Origin of the sequence: Thalassobaculum sp. (assembly GCF_040219215.1) — a bacterium.
Lineage (GTDB): Bacteria > Pseudomonadota > Alphaproteobacteria > Thalassobaculales > Thalassobaculaceae > Thalassobaculum_A.
Genome location: NZ_JAVJSX010000008.1, coordinates 33,782 through 52,346, shown reverse-complemented (window position 1 = coordinate 52,346; position 18,565 = coordinate 33,782). Strand labels below are relative to the sequence as shown.

General features: G+C 67.1%; 18 protein-coding genes. 11 read left to right on the top strand and 7 right to left on the bottom strand.

The window, feature by feature from the left end; all coding sequences use genetic code 11:
* Nucleotides 1–122 precede the first annotated feature (122 nt).
* Nucleotides 123–1,241, bottom strand: a complete 1,119-nt coding sequence (locus RIC54_RS05550; RefSeq protein WP_350085109.1) for an alpha-hydroxy acid oxidase — start codon at nucleotides 1,239–1,241, stop codon at nucleotides 123–125.
* The gene (locus RIC54_RS05545; RefSeq protein WP_350085107.1) at nucleotides 1,238–2,566 is read right to left on the bottom strand and encodes an alpha/beta fold hydrolase; all 1,329 of its coding nucleotides are present in this window, start codon (nucleotides 2,564–2,566) and stop codon (nucleotides 1,238–1,240) included. Before RIC54_RS05545 ends, RIC54_RS05550 begins: the two co-directional genes overlap by 4 nt.
* Nucleotides 2,567–3,262: 696 nt before the next feature.
* Here RIC54_RS05545 and RIC54_RS05540 point away from each other — a divergent pair.
* Both RIC54_RS05540 and phaR read left to right on the top strand, forming a co-directional pair.
* A complete protein-coding gene (locus tag RIC54_RS05540) occupies nucleotides 3,263–3,877 on the top strand; it encodes a hypothetical protein (protein WP_350085105.1) in 615 nt (204 codons plus the stop codon).
* A gap of 327 nt (nucleotides 3,878–4,204) precedes the next feature.
* Nucleotides 4,205–4,855: a polyhydroxyalkanoate synthesis repressor PhaR gene (gene phaR / locus RIC54_RS05535; RefSeq protein ID WP_350085103.1), complete on the top strand. Its 651-nt coding sequence runs from the start codon at nucleotides 4,205–4,207 to the stop codon at nucleotides 4,853–4,855.
* A gap of 685 nt (nucleotides 4,856–5,540) precedes the next feature.
* Here phaR and RIC54_RS05530 read toward each other — a convergent pair.
* Nucleotides 5,541–6,524 carry a DUF2333 family protein gene (locus RIC54_RS05530; protein ID WP_350085101.1) on the bottom strand — a complete coding sequence of 328 codons (984 nt, stop codon included), beginning with the start codon at nucleotides 6,522–6,524 and terminating at the stop codon, nucleotides 5,541–5,543.
* 94 nt (nucleotides 6,525–6,618) lie between these two features.
* On the opposite strand from RIC54_RS05530, the gene RIC54_RS05525 reads away from it, so the two are divergent.
* Together RIC54_RS05525 and RIC54_RS05520 are read left to right on the top strand one after the other, a co-directional pair.
* Entirely contained in the window at nucleotides 6,619–7,581 is a 963-nt protein-coding gene (locus tag RIC54_RS05525; protein WP_350085099.1) for a phosphotransferase, read from the top strand.
* 45 nt (nucleotides 7,582–7,626) lie between these two features.
* Entirely contained in the window at nucleotides 7,627–8,019 is a 393-nt protein-coding gene (locus RIC54_RS05520) for an ankyrin repeat domain-containing protein (RefSeq protein ID WP_350085097.1), read from the top strand.
* Between the two features lie 39 nt (nucleotides 8,020–8,058).
* Here the strand turns inward: RIC54_RS05520 and RIC54_RS05515 are convergent, their stop codons facing one another.
* Nucleotides 8,059–8,673, bottom strand: coding sequence for a pyridoxamine 5'-phosphate oxidase family protein (locus RIC54_RS05515; protein ID WP_350085095.1), 615 nt, complete (start codon nucleotides 8,671–8,673; stop codon nucleotides 8,059–8,061).
* A gap of 125 nt (nucleotides 8,674–8,798) precedes the next feature.
* On the opposite strand from RIC54_RS05515, the gene RIC54_RS05510 reads away from it, so the two are divergent.
* Together RIC54_RS05510 and aguA are read left to right on the top strand one after the other, a co-directional pair.
* A complete protein-coding gene (locus tag RIC54_RS05510) occupies nucleotides 8,799–9,281 on the top strand; it encodes a response regulator transcription factor (protein ID WP_350085093.1) in 483 nt (160 codons plus the stop codon).
* Entirely contained in the window at nucleotides 9,269–10,393 is a 1,125-nt protein-coding gene (aguA, locus tag RIC54_RS05505; RefSeq protein WP_350087884.1) for an agmatine deiminase, read from the top strand. The genes RIC54_RS05510 and aguA overlap by 13 nt, the downstream gene beginning before the upstream one ends.
* A gap of 6 nt (nucleotides 10,394–10,399) precedes the next feature.
* On the opposite strand, the gene RIC54_RS05500 is transcribed toward aguA, so the two are convergent.
* Nucleotides 10,400–10,903, bottom strand: coding sequence for a PAS domain-containing protein (locus RIC54_RS05500; RefSeq protein WP_350085091.1), 504 nt, complete (start codon nucleotides 10,901–10,903; stop codon nucleotides 10,400–10,402).
* Between the two features lie 231 nt (nucleotides 10,904–11,134).
* Between RIC54_RS05500 and RIC54_RS05495 the strand changes: the two genes are divergently transcribed.
* The 3 genes from RIC54_RS05495 to RIC54_RS05485 all read left to right on the top strand — a co-directional run bounded on the left by RIC54_RS05495 (nucleotide 11,135) and on the right by RIC54_RS05485 (nucleotide 14,101).
* Nucleotides 11,135–12,373 (top strand): pyridoxal-phosphate-dependent aminotransferase family protein, encoded by a 1,239-nt coding sequence (locus RIC54_RS05495; RefSeq protein ID WP_350085089.1) that lies wholly within the window; start codon nucleotides 11,135–11,137, stop codon nucleotides 12,371–12,373.
* Nucleotides 12,374–12,603: 230 nt separating this feature from the next.
* The gene (locus RIC54_RS05490; protein WP_350085087.1) at nucleotides 12,604–13,509 is read left to right on the top strand and encodes a carbon-nitrogen hydrolase family protein; all 906 of its coding nucleotides are present in this window, start codon (nucleotides 12,604–12,606) and stop codon (nucleotides 13,507–13,509) included.
* A 106-nt stretch (nucleotides 13,510–13,615) separates the two neighbouring features.
* On the top strand, nucleotides 13,616–14,101 hold the full coding sequence (locus RIC54_RS05485) for a PAS domain-containing protein (RefSeq protein ID WP_350085085.1): 486 nt from the start codon (nucleotides 13,616–13,618) through the stop codon (nucleotides 14,099–14,101).
* Between the two features lie 41 nt (nucleotides 14,102–14,142).
* Here RIC54_RS05485 and RIC54_RS05480 read toward each other — a convergent pair whose 3' ends face one another.
* Complete coding sequence (locus RIC54_RS05480; RefSeq protein WP_350085083.1) at nucleotides 14,143–14,586, bottom strand: GlcG/HbpS family heme-binding protein; 444 nt, start codon at nucleotides 14,584–14,586, stop codon at nucleotides 14,143–14,145.
* A 122-nt stretch (nucleotides 14,587–14,708) separates the two neighbouring features.
* Entirely contained in the window at nucleotides 14,709–17,042 is a 2,334-nt protein-coding gene (locus tag RIC54_RS05475) for a mechanosensitive ion channel family protein (RefSeq protein ID WP_350085081.1), read from the bottom strand.
* Between the two features lie 128 nt (nucleotides 17,043–17,170).
* Here RIC54_RS05475 and RIC54_RS05470 point away from each other — a divergent pair, with 128 nt between their 5' ends.
* Nucleotides 17,171–17,641, top strand: a complete 471-nt coding sequence (locus RIC54_RS05470; protein ID WP_350085079.1) for a GFA family protein — start codon at nucleotides 17,171–17,173, stop codon at nucleotides 17,639–17,641.
* A gap of 33 nt (nucleotides 17,642–17,674) precedes the next feature.
* Nucleotides 17,675–18,562 (top strand): MBL fold metallo-hydrolase, encoded by an 888-nt coding sequence (locus RIC54_RS05465; RefSeq protein WP_350085077.1) that lies wholly within the window; start codon nucleotides 17,675–17,677, stop codon nucleotides 18,560–18,562.
* Nucleotides 18,563–18,565: the final 3 nt, after the last annotated feature.

Genomic DNA, 18,565 nt, shown 5'->3' with positions numbered 1-18,565 from the left:
AGCCGGGGCCCGGTATCCCACAACCGGCCCCCGGCCGGTTTGACGTGGATCAGGCCGCTGGATTCTCGCAGCCGGATCGCCGACCGCCGCCTTGTGCCGGCGCCCGTCCGTTGTTCAATCCGTCAGAGACGCGCGGCGTCGCCGATCAGCGGATACTGGCTCCACAGGCCCGGCTCCATCACCGGCTCGGCCGGGCGCAGGTAGCGGCCGTCCAACTCGCCGAAGCTCTGCGCGCCGAGCAGGCCGAGGTCGATGCGCGCCTCCTCCTCCAGCAGTTCCAATACCCTTACCACGCCGGCAGTACCGCCGGCCGCCAAGCCGCAGCACAGCAGCCGGCCGATCCCCACCACGTCGGCGCCGAGCGCCCGGGCCTTGGCGATGTCGGTGCCGCGCACCACGCCGCCATCGACCGCCACCGATGCCCGGCCGCGCACCGCATCGACCACTTCCGGCAGCACATCGAGCGCGCCGGCCCCGTGATCAAGCTGGCGACCGCCATGGTTGGACACGAACACCGCGTCGGCGCCGTGCTCGATCGCCAAGCGGGCGTCCTCGGCGGTGGCGATGCCCTTCAGGATCAGCGGAATGTCGTAGGTCTTCTTGAACCGGGCGATGTCGGTCCAGTTCAGGGCTTTCTGGAATTCCATCCCCGGCACCTGGCGCCAGGGTTTGACGAACCGGTTGGCCAAGTCGCGCTCGCGCCGGCTGTACCAGGCGCTGTCCACGGTGATCGCAAAGGCGTCGTAGCCATGGTCGATGGCACGGCCAACCACGCCGTCCAGCCAATCGTCGTCGCCGCGCTTGTACAGGCAGAACACCTTCATGCCGCCCTGGACGGTCGCCACTTCTTCCAGCGGAACGGTACCGACCGACGACAGGAACAGAGACACCCCGAAATCGGCCGCTGCCTGCATCGCGGCGCGCGGTCCGTCGGGGTGGAAGCTCTCCAGCGAGCCGATCGGGCACAGCAGCACCGGCAGGCGCAGCTTGTGGCCAAGGAACGAGCCGCCGGTGTCGACCTCGCGCATGTCGCGCAGCACCCGGGGACGGAAGGCCAGCCGGTCGAACGCCAGACGGTTGCGCCGCAGGGTGGTTTCGCTCTCCGTGCCGCCGCGCAGGTAGTCCCAGACGTTGTTGTCCAGGCGGCTGCGGGCCCGGTCGATCACCTCGTGCAGGGTCTGGCAGGCGTCGCGCAGGGCTTCGATCGTGTCGCCTTCGTGGTTCAGGGTAGCGTCGGTCATGCTGAAGCGGTCTCCGGGATGTCATTCAACCAGTCGATCAGGGTGCTCCACGCCCGCTTGGGCGCGCTTGAGCCGACCACCATGCCGATATGCCCGAGGGCGACGTCGGCCTGGATGGCATTGGGTAGGCGCCGCGCCAGGTCACGGGCCGAGGCCGGCGGCACGATGCGGTCACGCGCCGGGATCATCACCAGGGCCGGTGCATCGATCCGCTCCGGTGTGATCGCACGGCCGGCGACCCGCCACTCGCCCTCGGCCGGGGTGTTGCGGCCGTACCAGTCAAACAGCGCCTCGCGCGCCACCGGAGCCGCCAGCGGCACGCCGTCGTTCAGCCAATCCTCCAGCGCCACGAACTCGGCGGCCTCGGGACCGCCGGGATCAAGCTCGGAGAAGCGCAGGAACTTTCGAATGACCAGCATGGGGTCGAGCGAGAAGAACAGGGTCTGGATCAGGTCGGTCGGCAGCCAGCCGGCCGCCTCGATCATAGCCGTCAGCCAGGGTTCCGCCAGAGGCAGGGCGGCAGCCACCGGCGGCGCGTCGGCCGCGAAGTCCCAGGGTGTCGCCAGCAGCGCGAGTCCCGCGGTGTCGCGCGGCCGGCGCTGCACCAGCGCCAGCGCCAGCAACCCGCCCATGCAGTAGCCCAGCACGGGCGGTCGCCGTCCGGTAATGGTCAGCACCGCCTCCAGCGCGCCCTCCAACCGACCCGCCACGTAGTCGGTGAGCGTGAAGCGCCGCTCGGCCTCGCCGGGGAACCCCCATTCGACCAGGAACGGCCGGAATCCGGCCGCTGCCAACCCTCGCATCAGCGATCGCTGCGGTGTCAGGTCGAGGACATAGCCGCGGTTGACCAGCGACGGCACAACCAGGACCGGCAGGCCGCCGCCCGGTCCACTCGCCGCTTCCGGCACGGCCCCGTAGTCGAGCAGAAGAGTGGCGCCCTCTTTCCAGCACACCGGCGGATGGTCGGCAGGCCGCCGGTAGGGATGCGACCGGTAGACCTCGATGCCGTCGAGGAATCGCCCGAAACGCCGCCGGACCTCCTCGTCCATGGCCTGCTCGAACGAAGTGCCGGGCGACGCTCCGGCCCCTGGATCAGCCTCGGCTGCGGCCCGCGCCGCCTCGAGGGCCGCGAGTTGGTCTCGCAGGCTGCTCGCCGCCTCCTTCGAGCCTGGTTTCCAGTCGAGCGATCCTTGCTTCCAGGCGGCGGAGCTCGCGTAGGATGAGAGCCACGTCGTCGCTGCCGTGGTCAGGTACAGCGGCAGCGGCCGCGGACCCGGCCGCGGTGGGCCGTCGTTCGCCGATACGCTGCTTCCCCGACCAGCCATGCTCGTCCCGTTCCTGATTGTCGGGCCCGTCATCCAATGCACCGCCAGATCCGTGCGATGCGGCCGCAGCGGTGCTGGCGGCATCATACGCCGCACCGGCCGCCGACCGGTACCCCGGCTGCAGGCCGTCACCCGTGCCGCCACGCGACGACGGCGCAGCTCCCCCGGGGCGCATGGCACCGGCCCACAACGCGGTCCAGCGCCGGACGCTGTCGGCCATCTCCGGATCGGTCGCGATCGCCTGAACCTGGTCCTGCCACAGGTCCAGGAAACGGCGAGCCAGATCGTGCGGGTCGGGAGGAGTGGTCATAGCATCAGAGTATGTCACGGATTTCGCAGTACCCGTCAAGATACTGATATTCATGAACTATTTAGGAGAGGGGAACAAAACTTCGTGCTTCCGACACTTCCACATCCAGCCTGGAAACCATGCCGCCCCCACCATTGCCGGAACCGGCCGCCTGCGATGTCGACTTTCGCCCGTCTTCCAGTCAGCGGTCGACCTGGATCCGGATTGGAAATATACAGAACGCTGTCGAGCGTCGCACGGGACTGCTTTCGACTCGAAGCGCCGCCTCCGGAAAGTATTGTGTACCAGACCACGTCATCAGACCCGATCATCGATTGCGTGTTCGCCATGGTTGCCCGGCAACGCTTCAGCTGGTCGTCTGACCTCTTTCGGACAGTGTGGTTCCGATGACCGTTCCGTACACGGCGATCTCTGTTCCCCGAGCCACACCGCACGTGCGCCGACACATTGCCTCGCTGATGCCGGGCGGGGGAAAGATGAAGTTTTCCGAGTTGTGTCTGACCAGACCTCGCGTCGGGCATGAACTCTTGATGGGCTGGGCTGACCGGCTGTTTCCGCACGCACACAGGGTCTTTGGTGAACCGGTCACAACGATCTATGCGATCGGTACCGTCCGATACAACACCGCCGATCAGACCGATTTTCACCAGTGGCATACCGACGACTGGTTCTTCGAGCCGCACTGCACCGGGGTCACGTTCTGGTTGACCTTTGACGATGTCGGCGTGAGCGCCCCGTCACTGGAGTTTGACACTGAGGGCGTGTCCCATGTTCCGGTTGTACCCGCCGGCACAGCCCTGATGTTCGGCTCCAAGGTCAAGCACCGCACCCAGCAGATCAGTGGCGAACGGGTGTCTGTAGAATTCCGCTGTGCTCCGCTCTCGGTGAGGACCGGAAACTGGCTGACGGCAGCCCAGGCCACCGTAGAACTGGGGCCGTCCGGGCCAGAGTTGGTTGTTTTACATTTGGGGAACGTAATTGGTCGAGCGGCGGTCGAGTAACCGTCAATTTCAGGCAGAATGAGGTTGTCCTGGTGTGCACGGTATTGGCATTGGGCCAACGCGATGCGTTGGAACCGAGAACCTTCGCGAACTCGCACTGGATCTGCTTCCGTCCAACTGTCAGCCGGTGATGCGCCTGCGCGCAGCATTGGCTATCGCGTCGCGGCAAGCCTGCAACCCAGGGGTTCCCGGCAGTTCGGCAGGTTAGTCGTTGCAAAGCAGCAGGCAAGCGCGCAGTCTTTGCTGCGGTTCGGGACTGGGTCGCGGACACCGTGGAACCTGAGGTGCCCACCGGGGCACGGCGACAAGGGAGCAGCGGACAACGTGATGGCGGACAAGACCAGGACATCCCGCACGCAGAACAACCCGGCTGATGGCGACAAGAACGTGGTCACCATCAAGAAGTACGCCAACCGGCGTCTCTACAACACCGCGACCAGCAGCTACGTCACCCTCGACCACCTGTGTCAGATGGTGAAGGATGACGTCGACTTCGTGGTGTACGACGCCAAGACCGGCGAGGACATCACCCGGGCGGTGCTGACTCAGATCATCGTCGAAGAGGAAGGCAAGGGGCAGAACCTGCTGCCCATCGGCTTCCTGCGCCAGCTCATCGGATTCTACGGCGACAACCTGCAGATGGTGGTGCCGCGCTATCTCGAGACTGCGATGTCGACCTTTACCGACAACCAGGACAACATGCGCAGCTACATGAAGGAAGCCTTCGGCGGCCTGTTCCCGTTCACCCAGTTCGAGGACATGACGAAGAAGAACCTCATGATGTTCGAACAGGCGATGAAGATGTTCACGCCGCCGATCGGTGGAGACGCCAAGCAGGCGCCTGCCGCGACCGAACCACAGAAGCCAACTTCCAGTCCGGACCACCAGACCGCGGCGGCCGTGCGCACGCTCCAGGACCAGGTCGAGCAGCTGCGTCACCAGCTCGAAAGACTGGGCGAGAGCAAAGGCAAGAGCTGACTGCCGAAGCGTCGGCCGGGCGAATCCGGCCGGGTTAACCCATCGTCAACCGAATTGCGCGATCCTGACCTGTCATGGACCGGTCGGAGGGCGTCCGCATGATCACGCCCCTCAATTCCGCAGGCCCCGTCGGGGCTCTGTTCAGCGCCCAGCCGACCGCCCCTCGGCCGGCAGCGGGCGGCGTGGAACGTCCAGTTGCGGTCGATCCGGCACTGGGCCAGCGCGGGCGGGCGGAGAGCGTTGCCGACGCGCGCCGGGTGCCTCCACCCCCCGGATCGAGGCGCCGGGCCCGGAGCGGACGCTGCGCGGCGATCGCGCCGACGATGCTGACCCTCTCTTACTGGACAACCGGACACTCCGTGCGTCGGGACGCCCGGACGTCGGTCCGTCCGACGCCGACCGCTTCGGACCAAGACGCTTCGATACGGCAAGCTTCGATCAGCCGGCATTCGAGACGGTCTATTCCGGCCGGGTCCGCCCGCGGCCGTCATCGCCGTTCCTGGCCCAGGCTATCGGCCAGCACCTGGACGCCCAAGCCGGGACTCCAACAGGCGGGAGCCGCGATCCTCGATCCGTGACCGGTCTCTATCAACAGACCCGTGACACGGTTGACCGCGCGCTGTTCCAGCGCCTGACGGTGCCGGCGGAGATCGACGATCCGACGGCATGATCGAGTGAACTGGCTCTACCGCAGAAGGATGCTGGAGATCTCGCGCAGCTGGGTGCGGGCACGCAGCAGATAGAATCCCTGCACCGCCAGATGGCTCGGGAAGAACAGGCCGTCCGGCGCGCCGTTGACCACCACCACCGGATCGAGCACCGCCGCCTGACGCAGCGAGTCCAGCATCTGCGCCCAGGCGGACGCCAGTTGCTTCTCCTTCAGAACCGGCTCGAAGTCCTCGCCGATGGCCGTCAGCAACAGGTAATAGCCGTACAGCCGTCCCTTCACGCCGTAGAAGATATCGTCAACCCGGGTGTCGATCATCATGCTGCGCGACTGGGCGAGATGCTGGTCGACCGTCGCCGAGGCCGATCCGAGATCCGCGGCGATCCGCTCGATCGTGCCCAGCAGGTTGTCGGCCCGCCGCTCGAAGATCGCCTGTCCCGACACCAGACGCTGGTTGTAGGCGAGCAGCGCCCGCCGCGCCGCTCGGTACTGCGATTCCGACGACGCGGTCGGCAGGAACGACGTCGACAGGTCATAGACCCAGACGTTGCCGGGAAACTTCAGAAGCCCGGCCGCCTTGTCGAGGTCGGCGTCGGCCTCCGACGAACCTCGGGTCCGCCCGATCTGATCGGTCATCTCCACCGCAAAGCGCGACAGGGCGTAGATCACGCCCTGCTGGTAGTTCGGCGTGTTGTCCAGCCAGGCCGAGGGATAGAAAAACGGATCGTTGGCGACCCAGAAATGCTGGTTGACCTCGCGGTCGATCAAATCGGCCGCCACCGCGACAGCCTTGCTGCCGCCGGCCGGCACCTCGGAGGGCTTGAAGCTCGAATCGTCGTCGATGGCGTTCATCAGGAAGCCGCCGACCGCGTAGTAGAGGAGAACGCCGACGACCAGCGTCACCAAGCCCCAGCCGCTCAATCGCAGGATGCCGCGGCCCGACAACCATCGGCGACGGGGTGCGGAATAGTCGTCATCCCAGTCGACGGCGGGGCGAGTCATGGCATTCTCCTGGCGATCGGCACCTGCGACACATAGGGAGTTGAGGCCGCCATGTCACCCGATCTCGATCCCGCGGCGTTCGACAGGCGCGCCGATGCGTGACCAGGTGACAGACCCGGCGGGAATTGGCCGGCTGCTTGACGGCCTCGATCTCGGCATCCGGAACCTGGTGTTCGTTGCGAAAGCCTCAACCTGCGAGGTCTGGCGCGCCGACACCGCCGCCGGCCCGGTTGCCGTCAGGGTACTGGCGCCCCATCCCGGCAAGACCACCGAAATCGATGCCGATGTCGCCCTGCGCCGACAGCTTCTGGCCGCAGGCGACGCTCTGGTGGCCCGGCCGTTGGCCGACCATCGTATGCGTCCCGGCCTTGCCGCCGCACCTCACCGCCCGGCCTGGGTCATCGACCACTGGATCGAGGGCGAGCGCACCGTCGCCGGGTCGGGCGACGCAGTCTGGCATGAGCTTGGCCGGCTGCTGGCGAAACTGCACGCCATCCCGGTCGCCGGCCACGGCCGCCTGCGCATCGATGGAAACGGCCTGGCCGGACGTCGCGGCGATATGGCTGCCGGCATCCTGGACCGTTTCGACGACCCGTGGCCGTTCAGCGGCCAACCGCTGGCCGGGCATCCGCTTGCTGACGCCGCACCGGCAGCCGGTGCCATCGCGTCTCGGCTGGAACGGCTGGAGCTGGCGATCCGGGCCGCCTCGGACGCCCAGCCCGTGATCGTCCACGGCGATCTCAACGGCGCCAACATCCGGCAGGCGGACGGTCGGCTGTGCGGACTGATCGACTTCGCCGACGCCAGCGTGCTCGCACCGGCTTGGGACTTCGCGTTGCTGCGGCATTTCCTGGGACCGCGCGCCGTAGACCGGACCCTGGCCGGCTACACCACCGACCGGGCTCGGGCCGATCGGCTGGCCGGCGACGCCCGTCTGCTGGCGCTGGTGGTCGCACTGCACCACCTCAGCCGGGCGCGGACCCTCGGCCTGCCGGAACGCCGCGCCACCGCGCTCGATCGCCTGCACACCGGGCTCGACGAGATCGAAGCCGGGTGAAATCATGCGGCAATCCCGTGCATTCACCCATGTCCGGAGGGTTCCATGGCGGACAAGCCACGTCTCGATCCCGATCTGGTGCGGGACTTCGTCAATGAAGCGCACGGCAATCCGGCGCGCGTCCGCGAACTGCTGCAGAACGAGCCGGCCTTGGTCAACGCGGCCTGGGACTGGGGTCGCGGCGACTGGGAGACCGGGCTTGGTGCGGCCGCCCACATGGGGCGGCGCGATATCGCCCTCTACCTGCTGGAGAATGGCGCGCGGATGGACATCTTTGCCGCCGCCATGCTCGGGCATCTGGACGTCGTGCGCGCCATTCTTGCCGCCGACCCGGCGGCGCGGCACCGGCCCGGCCCGCACGGGATCCCGTTGCTGAAGCATGCCGAGGCCGGCGGACCGGCGGCGGCGGCCGTCGCGCAAATGCTCGCCAAGGCCTGAGCGGCAGCCCCGGCCGGGTGCCCGCTCCTGCTTGCCGGTTCAGTACAGCCTGTTCTTTATCGAATCCTCGACCTTGGCGTCGGTATCGACAGCGTCGAGGCCGGCGATCTGGTCGGCCAGCATCTGGCCTAGGCTCGGCAGCGACCGACGCTCGACCTTGTGATCGGCCTCCCACAACTTGGAGCGGACCAGCGCCTTGGCGCAGTGCAGGTAGACCTCCTCGACCGCGACGAGGATCCCGGTCGCCGGCAACCGGCCGCGCACCGCCGTCGGTGCCAACAGGTCCTGGTCGGTGACCACCCGTGCCCGGCCGTTGACCCGCAGGGTCTCGCATACGCCCGGCACCAGGAACAGCAGGCCGACCCCGTCGTTGGCCATCAGGTTCGACAGGGTGTCGATCCGGTTGTTGCCGGGCCGGTCGGGAATCAACAGCGTCCGGTCGTCGATCACCTGGACGAATCCCGGCGCATCGCCCTTGGGCGACACGTCCCCGAGGCCGTCGGCGCCTTGGCTGGAAATAACCAGGAACGGCGACAGTTCAATGAACCGGCGGGCGTGCACGTCGAGGCAATCCAGTTGCTTGCCGCTGGCGAGACGACTGGGTGTGCCGTAGATCGAACGAAGATCCTCTTCGGACCGGACTGTGGCAGACATCGGAACCCTTTCTTGGCGGCCGCCGCTTTCGACCGGCGATCGAATCGACTACATTGATAAACATCAGCGATTGTCGGTCGCGTTGGGGGAGCGACACAACGCGTCGGTGGGGAGCGTAAAGCGGGATGAGCGTCACGGCACCCAAAAAGCTGACGCGAATCATGGACGGGTTGCTCGCCCGATTTGACTACGCTGGCCTGCGGGTGCTGGTGGTCGAACCCGACGAGGACAGCCGGGCTGCCTTGGTACGCGCCCTGCTGGCGCTTGGCCTGCCGCGACCGACCGAGGCGGCGAACGCCGCCGAGGCCGTGGCCCAGGCGGCCGAGCTTGAGCCCGAGATGGTGCTGTGCGACACGCTGCTGGAGGGTCCGGACGGCATCGACGGGCTGGAATTGCTGTTCCGCATCCGATCGGACTCCACCACCCTACCGCCCGGCATCCCGGTAGTCGTGCTGGCTGGCGAAACTGGTTCGTTCGGCGTGATCGAGGCCAAGCGCCTCGGCGTCGACGGATTCCTGGTCAAGCCGGTTCCGCCCAAGCGGTTGGCGGCTCGGCTCAACGCCCTGCTGATGCGCCGGTTTCCCGAGCGCGTGACCTGGGACGCCTGACCCTGGTCGACTCACCGACACCCGCCCTTCTGTCATCAACACCGGCCGCCGACGGCTTCCGCATGCCCGGCGAGTTCACGCCGCACAGCGGAACCTGGATGCTGTGGCCGGCCCGCAGCGATACCTGGCGCGATGATGCGCGCCCGGCCGAGCAGGCCTTTGCGGCGGTTGCGGAGGCGATCGCCGTGGTCGAGCCGGTCACCGTCGGGGTTCGCCCGGACCGCCTGGAACGGGCCCGTGCTGCGCTGTCCGGCCGCATCAACGTGGTCCCGCTGGAATCGAATGATTCCTGGATGCGTGATGTCGGTCCGACCGTGGTGGTTGACCCGAAGGGGGAGCGACGCGCGGTCGACTGGACCTTCAACGCCTGGGGTGGCGCGGTCCACGGCCTGTACCCGAATTGGGCGGCCGACGACCGGGTCGCCACCCGGGTCGCACAGGCCGAGCACCTCGCCCGCTACCGATGTCCTCTGATCCAGGAGGGCGGCGGCCTGCACACCGACGGTGCCGGCACGATCTTCGTCACCGAGGAATGCGTGCTGAGCGCCGGCCGCAACGCCAGGATCGGGCGGAACGAAGCGCAACGCCTGCTGATGGCCTACACGGGCGCGGACGTCGTGGTCTGGCTGCCGTCAGGCGTGTTCGAGGACGAGACCACCGGGCACGTCGACAACCTGCTGCACGTGCCCGCTCCCGGCCTGATGCTGCTGACGTGGCCGGAGGACACCGCCGACCCGCAGATGGCGCGATCAGAGGCGGCGCGGCGGGTTCTGCATGCCGCCCGCAACGCCGACGGCGAACCGTTCGACGTGCGGCTGTTGCCGATGCCGGGCCCGTTGTACATGACGGAAGACGAGGCCGCCGGGCTGACGACGGCTCCCGGATCCAAGCCGCGCCGCGCCGGTGACCGACTGGCCGGATCCTACGCCAACTTCTATCTGGCAAACGGCCGGGCGATCGTTCCGCTGTTGGATCCGCGCACCGATGAGGCCGCGTTGCGAATCATGGCCGACGCACTGCCGGACCGAGAGGTCGTCGGCATTCCGGCCCGCGAGATCCTGCTCGGCGGCGGCAACATCCACTGCATAACCCAGCAGATCCCCGCGCCCTGAGCGGTCCTAGATTTCAAGCTGGTAGTCGGGCTGGCTGCACCCGAGGATGTGGTCGACGCCGATTCCGTCTTCGGCGCAGGGCAGCTTTACCACGGTGAACATGGTCTGGCGGCTGTAGCTGGTGGCCCGGCCGAGCGTGATTCCGATGGTTCCATGCTGCACCAGATTCTCGTTGGAGCCGAGCAATCCCGCTTCGTTCGCCGACGGCGATTGGCTGAACAACTTCCCGGTCTCGTCGTGGCCAAGCAGGTCAACGAGCCTGCTGCCCCACAACCGACAGCGCATTTCGAGTGGCTGACGCGATATCACCTGATCGATATAGATCAGGCCGTGCCATCCGACGAAGTCGTAGAAATCGAAGTCGCTCCAGCCCGGCAGCCGGTCGCCCCGCCACTTGCTGCGCCAGATCGCCACAAAACCGGCCAGCGGACCGAACCGGTCCGGCGGCGTGTCGCGCGAAACGTTGAAGAAGCGTCGCCCCTGGGTTTCCCCGACTGTCCCGCCCGTCATCGTCCCGCCTGTTCCAATGTTCTGCCATGTTATCGGATAACCTATAAAACCGTCGATTCAGTGAAATCCAGGCACTGACGGCGGCTTCGAGTTGCTTTATGTTGCGCGGCGCGACGGCGGGTCGAGCCCGTGCTGCGGGTTGGACCGGCGGTCGCATCGTCTGACGGGGCCGTTCCCGCGGCACCGTGTCGTGCCGTCCCACATTTCCCCAGTCATCGTATGGAGTCGCCGATGGCGCCCGACACTCTTGCTCACACGACCAACCGCCCCCTGAAGCGTGGTCGCAAGTTCCTGAACACCCCCGGTCCGACCAACGTGCCACCGCGCGTGCTGAACGCCATGCACCGCGACACCATGGACCTCAATGATCCCGAGTTCCTGGACGCCGCCATCGAATGCTTCGAAGGGCTGAAGCGGGTGTTCCGGACCGACGGCGAGGTGTTTTCGTACATCTCCAACGGACATGGCGCCTGGGAGGCGGCCCTGGTCAACACCCTGGAGCCGGGCAACCTCGCCCTGGTCCCGGAGACCGGGCATTTCTCCTCCAGCTGGGCCGACATGGCCAAGGCGCTGGGCATCGAGACCCAGAGCGTTCCCGGCGACTGGCGCCGCGCCCACGACCCCGAAAAGATCGCCCAGGCACTGGCCGACGACACCGGACACCGGATCAAGGCGGTGCTGCTGGTGCAGACCGACACGGCGACCGGCATAACCACCGACGTCAAGGCGGTGCGCGAGGCGATGAACCGCGCCAAGCACCCGGCGCTACTGATGGTCGATACCATCGCTTCCCTCGGCACCATTGACTTCCGGATGGACGAATGGGGCGTGGACGTCACGATCGCCGCCTCGCAAAAGGGGCTGATGATGGTCCCCGGTCTCGGCTTCGTCGCCGCGAACGACAAGGCGATCGCCGCCCACAAGGCGACCAGGCGCGACCGGCGCTACTGGGACTGGACGCCCCGCATGTCCAACCAGGGTTACCGCACGTTCTGCGGCACGGCACCACAGATCCACATCTTCGGCCAGCGCGAGGGGCTCGCCGCCCTGTTCGAGGAAGGACTGGAGCGGGTGTTCGAGCGGCACCGGGTGCTTGCGGAAGCGACCTGGAAGGCGATCGACGTCTGGGGTCAGGCGGGCGCGCTTGAGATCAACGCCCTGGTTGAGGCCGAGCGGTCGCTCGGCGTTACCACGATCCGCACCGCCGAAGGCGTGAATGCCGACCGCATCCGCGAGGTCTGCCGCGACGAGATGCTGGCCGGGGTCGGCGGCGGCTTGGGCGTGTTCGGCGGCCGCGCGTTCCGCATCGGCCACATGGGCGACATGAACGCCCCTATGCTCTACGCCTGCCTGGCTGCGGTCGAGGCGACGTTCGTCTACCTCGACGTTCCGCACACCCCGGGCGGCGTCACCGCTGCGGTCAAGCACATCGCCGAGTACAAGAAGCTGCACAGCTCGACAACGTTCTGACTCGGGTCGGCAACACCCGGAGGCGTTCCTCGCCCGGTCCCCAGGGCCCGGCGCAGGAGCGTCTCCGTGTGCCACGGGCGATGCCGTGGGCCGATTCCTCGGCAGCCCCGCGCAGTGAATCCGAAGGCGATCGCAAGGCTGAGTAACGGTGCTGGAATTCCACTGAGTGCTGGACCCGGCCGCTGCCAAGGCGGTACCACCGGGTATCGCCCAGCAACGGGATGACATCGATGCCGACACCGGAAACCATCACGCTCGCCCTGTGGGCCACCAATCTGGGCCGCCCGCTGAACGGACTGGACGCCTGGGCTGCCAGGGTTGACGCACGAATGGCGGAAGCCGCCGCCGCCGGCGCCCGGATGCTGGTCATGCCGGAATACGCCTGCGAGCAGTGGCTTTCGTTCCGCCCCGACGGGCTGACCACCGACCGGGAAATCCCGTGGCTGGCCGATCTGGCTCCGGAAGCGCTGGACCGGTTGCGGCCGCTGCCGGCGAAGCACGGCATCGGTCTGATGGCCGGGACCATGCCGTGGACCGTGGACGGCGGGCAGCGCAACCGGGCCTGGCTGCTGCTGCCGGACGGCAGGGTGATCCACCAGGACAAGCTGTGCCTGACGCCGGGCGAGAAGCATCCCAAAGCCTGGACCCTGACGACTGGCGACAGCGTGCAGATCGTCGAGTGGGAGGGGCTGACGATCGCCATCGTCATCTGCCTGGATGTGGAGATGCCGGCACTGTCGTCCTTGCTGGCGCCGCACCGGCCCGATCTGCTGCTGGTTCCGTCGATGACCGAGCGGCGCTCAGGCTATTCCCGGGTGTTCAGCTGCGCCAAGGCTCGTGCGGTCGAACTGATGTGCGCGGTAGCGGTCACCGGCGTCGTCGGGCAAACGCCCGGCACCACCTGGAACCCGACCAATGTCTCCGGCAACGCCGTCTACCTGCCGTGCGAACCGTCGCTCGGCTACTCCGGCGTGCACGCCGAGACGCCACCGCTGGAGGGGCACTGGGGCGAAGGCGCCATCCTCGTCGCCCGCGACATTCCGGTCGGCGCGATCCGGGCGCTGCGCGACAACGGCCCCGAGGTGTGGCCGGGCGCCTGGACCGCCGACCACGTCAGGGTGTCTGCTCCCCAGTGATCACCGCGCGGTATTCTCCGCGCTCCGCTCGTCCGAGGTGAAACTTAAATCGTTCGTTAACGATCGAAGGCATACCGTTCGGGCTCAATCGCGAGAGCGCCACAGCATGCTCCTTCCCGAACTCGAAGCGGACGAAACGTTTCTTGCGAGCTCATACGGCGAAGACATACAGGCACTGGTAGCGTATTGGCGCAAGATTCACCCGACAGACGGGCTGCCGGGTCGTCAGCACTTCGATCCGATCGACATCCCCGAACTGCTGCCGCACATCTGGCTGGCCGACGTGTCTCGAGACCCTTGGCGGTTTCGCCTGCGGTTGATCGGCACCGCCATCGTGGCCGCAAGCGGTCGCGATTCCACCGGTCTTTGGTGTGACGAAGCCTTTGTGAACTTTGACAGCAGCAGCGCCTGCCGGCACCTGATCACCTGCGCCGGCGACGGCGTGCCGGTGTTCTGCACGGCTCCTGCGTTGCCGAAGCCCGGCAGGCGCAATCTGGCGGACCGGTTGGCGCAGCGGGTTCACCTGCCGCTGGCCACCGACGGCCGGACGACCGACGTCATCCTGTCGCTGACCCGCTACCTGCCGGTCTGACCGTCTGAGCCCGCCGCGCGAACGGCTGCCGCAATCTGCGATCAGCCCGGATCGGCCACCAGCCCGGCGGCCTCGATTCCGGCAATCGCGCAGGCCTCATCCTGGTCCGATGCGTCGCCGCTGATGCCGACGGCACCGACGATGTTCCCGCCGGCGTCGCGGATCAGCACGCCGCCCGGCACCGGCACCAGCTTGCCGCCGGCCAACGTGTTCACGGCGTTGACGAAATAGGATTGCTCCTGGGCGCGCTTGAACAGCGCCCGCGAGCCGAGGCCGAGCGCCACGCCGCCATAGGCCTTGCCCAGAGCCACGTCGAAGCGCATGTGGCTGGCCCCGTCCTGCCGTTCGAACGCCTTCACATGACCGGCCGTGTCGAGCACCACCACGCCGAGCGGCTTGAGCTTGAGTTCGGAAGCCTTGGCCAACGCAGCGGCAATGATGGTCCGCGCCTCTTCAAGGCTGACGGACGGCTGGGCAATCGGCATTACGTTTCCTCCAGGGAATGAATTCGGCCGATCCTAACGGTATTGATCCTACAATCAAGGATCTCGCAGGCATCCCGGCGGAGGCAGCAGATCACCACGCACCAGCCCTGTCAGCGGCGCGGTCAGGACCGCTCCGCGTCGCGCTCGGCGCGAGCCGAGTCCTTGGCTTCCGCCGAGACGGTCTCGACCGGCGGAGCAGGCGGCTCGTCCGTCGGCGTCGGCGGTTGGTGCTCCAGCGCCTTGGCGGTTTGTTCGGCCTCCAGCAGGATCCGGCCCGGAGGAGAGGTGCCGTCCTTGTCCACGCCGAAGTACAGCGTCTGGTGCGGGAACGGAATCTCGATGTTTTCCGCGTCGAAGCGCTTCTTCAGGCGACGCAGCATCTCGCGCTTCACGCCCCACTGCAGGATCGGCTTGGTCTTGATCCGGGCCCGGATCACCACCGCGCTGTCGCCGAGTTCGTTCACGCCGAGCATCTCGATAGGCTCCAGGATCTTCGGACCGTGATCCGGATCCTCCCGAAGCTCCTCGCCCACCTGACGGATCACTTCGCTGACGGCGTCGGTGTCCTCGCGATAGCCCACGCCGATGTCCAGCAACGCGTATGAGAAATCCTTGGTCAGGTTGACCACGGTGGTCACGTCACCGAACGGAACGGTGTGCACCGACCCCTCGACGTCGCGCAGGCGCAGGGTGCGGATCGAGATGTCCTCGACGACCCCGGTGTGTCCGCCTGCGGTGACCACGTCGCCGACCGAGACCGTATCCTCGATCAGGATGAACAGGCCGGTGATGATGTCGCGGACCAAGGCCTGAGAGCCGAAACCGATCGCCAGGCCGACGACACCGGCACCGGCGAGCAGGGGGGCGGTGTCGACCCCGATCTCCGACAGGATGATCAATCCGGCAAACACGATCAGCGCGATCAGGATCACCCGGCGCAGCAACGGCAGCAGGGTCTTGGTGCGCCCGCTCGGCTGCCGCGGAGTTCCATCAGGATAGGTGCCCGACAGCGAGCGCTGGATGGCGCCGCTGGCAAACTCCCAGAACGCCACGCCGATCACGACGACCAGGGCAATGATTAACACGCTCTGGAGCAGCGCCGCGCGGGCGTCACCGTCCAGGGCGTCGTACAGGTTCAGCCCCCAGGCCCCGAGCGAAACGCCGACCGCGATCAGTCCGAGTACGATATCGACGGTACGATTCAGGATCGGCCGGTACAGCCCTGCGCGCTGGCGCAATCCGGGAAACCGGTAGTTCAGGTCGTCATCGATCCGGAACAGCCGGTCGATCAGGCGGCGCGCCACCCGCGTCAGCGCCACCGCCACGGCGAACGCAGCAAAGGTGATTGCTGTCGCGCGCACCAGGAAGAAGAAGCCATCCTGTTCGCCGGACACGAAGATCCCGAACGCCACCAGCACATAGAGCACGGCCAGCACGTGCCAGAGATCGGCGAGCCGCCGCCGCAGACGCCCGCCGATCTGGCCGTGGGGCCCGCGGATGACGGCGGCGAGCTCTTCCCGGCTTTGCAGGACCAGCACCACCAGCAGGACCGCAAACACCAGCGCCGCTGCTACCTCGATGCCATGCGCTCCGACCTTGCCCGCACCGAACGGTACCGCGAGTTGCGAGCCGACGAATCCGATCGCCACGACTGTCGTCAGGCGCATCACCCAGATGTAGAGGTACGCCGCTGTCTCGGAGCGCAACGGGATCAGGCGCAGGCTCTCGGCGTATGGTGCGAGAACGAACCGGGCGACCACGCCCACGCCCGTCTGTATCGCCCAGGCCATCACCAGCACGAGTGCGCCCTGCTCGATCGCCAGCCTGCCGCTGACCAGGACCAGCGTGGCGTAACCGGTCGCAATCGTCACCGCGACGATGAAGGCCTCCAGCAGGGCGAGGGCGACCGCCAGGAACACCCGGCTCTGCACCGTGACCGGCTCGGCTTCGCGCATCCGTCTGATCGGGTGGCGCAACGCCAAGCCTGCAATCCAGCGCGCGACGAACACCATCAGCAGGGTCAGGCCGACAACGGTGCCGACCTCGGTCCAGAATGCCTGGCGGCCAGGGTCCTCCGCCTGCCGGCTCAGCCAGCCCGGCAATTGGTCGAACGTCCCGATCCAGTCGACGAAGCGCTGGAACACCGCCCCGACCCGCTCGGTGTGGCTCGCGACCGCGTCGCCAAGGTGAACGCCGACATTGAGCGCCTTCTTGTCGGCCGCCGCCTTCTTCTGCACCTCGAGCAGCGATTTCAGGTCCTTCAGAAGCTGTTCGCGCCGCTGCGGATCCTCCAGCGTGTTGACCAGCTGCTCCAGATTGCCGCCTGGGGCCGGTGCCGACTCGGTGGCGCCACCAGACGCCAACCCGGGCATCTGTGCCACGGCCGGGGCAACAACGAACAGCGACAGGCACAGCGCTACTATCGGCAGGAAGCGGATACGGAACCGGATGGTCATGAAACAAAGCACTCCGACGGCAAACGGGCGGATATCAATGCTGGTAGCATTGTGCAGCAACATTGAGAACCGGGGGACACCCACAGTGTCTCCTACGAACCGACCGACACATTGGATGGAGATCGACCATGCGCCTCGAAGGATCTTGCCGCTGCGGTGCGGTAACTTTCAACTGTGACGCCTACGCGCCGGTTCCGTATCTGCGCTGCTACTGTTCGATCTGCCGCAAAACCGACGGCGGTGGCGGCTACGCGATCAACCTGGGCGCCCGCGCCGACAGCCTGGAGGTTCGCGGTGCGGAAAACATCAGCGTCTACAACGCGACCATTGATGGGCAGCCCAGCCCGGCCGACCGGCGGTTCTGCCGGCGATGCGGCACGGCCCTATGGGTTTCGGACCCGCGCTGGCCCGAGTTGATCCATCCGTTCGCCAGCGCGATCGACACGCCGCTGCCGACACCGCCGCAGACCGTGCATATGATGCTGGCCGACAAGCCCGCCTGGGTGCGCGCCGATATCCGCGACGGAGACGAAACCAATGACGGCTACCCCGACCTGTCGCTTCGGGATTGGCACGACAAGCACGACCTGCTGGGCTAGCCCACTCGACACCGGGAACAGGAGACAGAGCCGATGCCGGCCGACAATACGACCGAGGCGCCCGTCACCGCTGGGATCCGCCGCTCCGCCGGACGATCCGTCACCGCAACGGTCGGCGACTTCCGGGTGACCGCACTGTGCGATGGACATGTGGACTTCGACATCAGCCGGTTCGTCGGGGTCGATCCGGACGAGGCCAAGACAGTGGCCGAACCGCACGGTGTCGACGCCGGCGACCTCGCCGTCTCGGTCAACGCCTTCGCAATCGAGGCGCCCGGCAAACTCTATCTGGTCGATGCCGGCAACGGCAGCATCCGTGGCCCGGGCCTCGGCCATCTGATCACCGCCCTCGCCGACGCCGGCCATCGGCCGGAAGACGTCGACGCCATGCTGATGACCCACATGCACGGCGATCATGCCGCGGGCCTGTACGAGGGTGAACGCAGTGTCTTTCCGAACGCCGAACTGATCGTCTCGGAAACCGAACGAGCGTTCTGGGACGCGCCCGAGAAGCTGGACGACCTGCAGCGCAGCCAGCTTGAGATCGCCCATCGCGGCTTCGACACCCACGCCGGACGAACCACCCTCGCCAACGCCGGCGCTGAGGTGGTGCCGGGGATCACCATGGTGGCGCTGCCCGGCCACACGCCCGGGCACGTCGGCTTCCGGATCGACGGACCCGATCCGATGCTGATCTGGGGCGACGTGGTGCACGTGCCGGCCATGCAGATGGCCCGGCCGGAATGGTATTTCCGTTTCGACGTCGACCCCGATACGGCGATCGATACACGCCGGCGTATCCTCGACGAGGCGGCTACCGAGGGCTACCTGGTCACGGGCGCCCACGTGCCGTTTCCCGGGTTCGCGCGCGTCGAGCGGCACGGTGGCGGTTTCGCATACCATCCGGTCGACCCGGGCTGACAC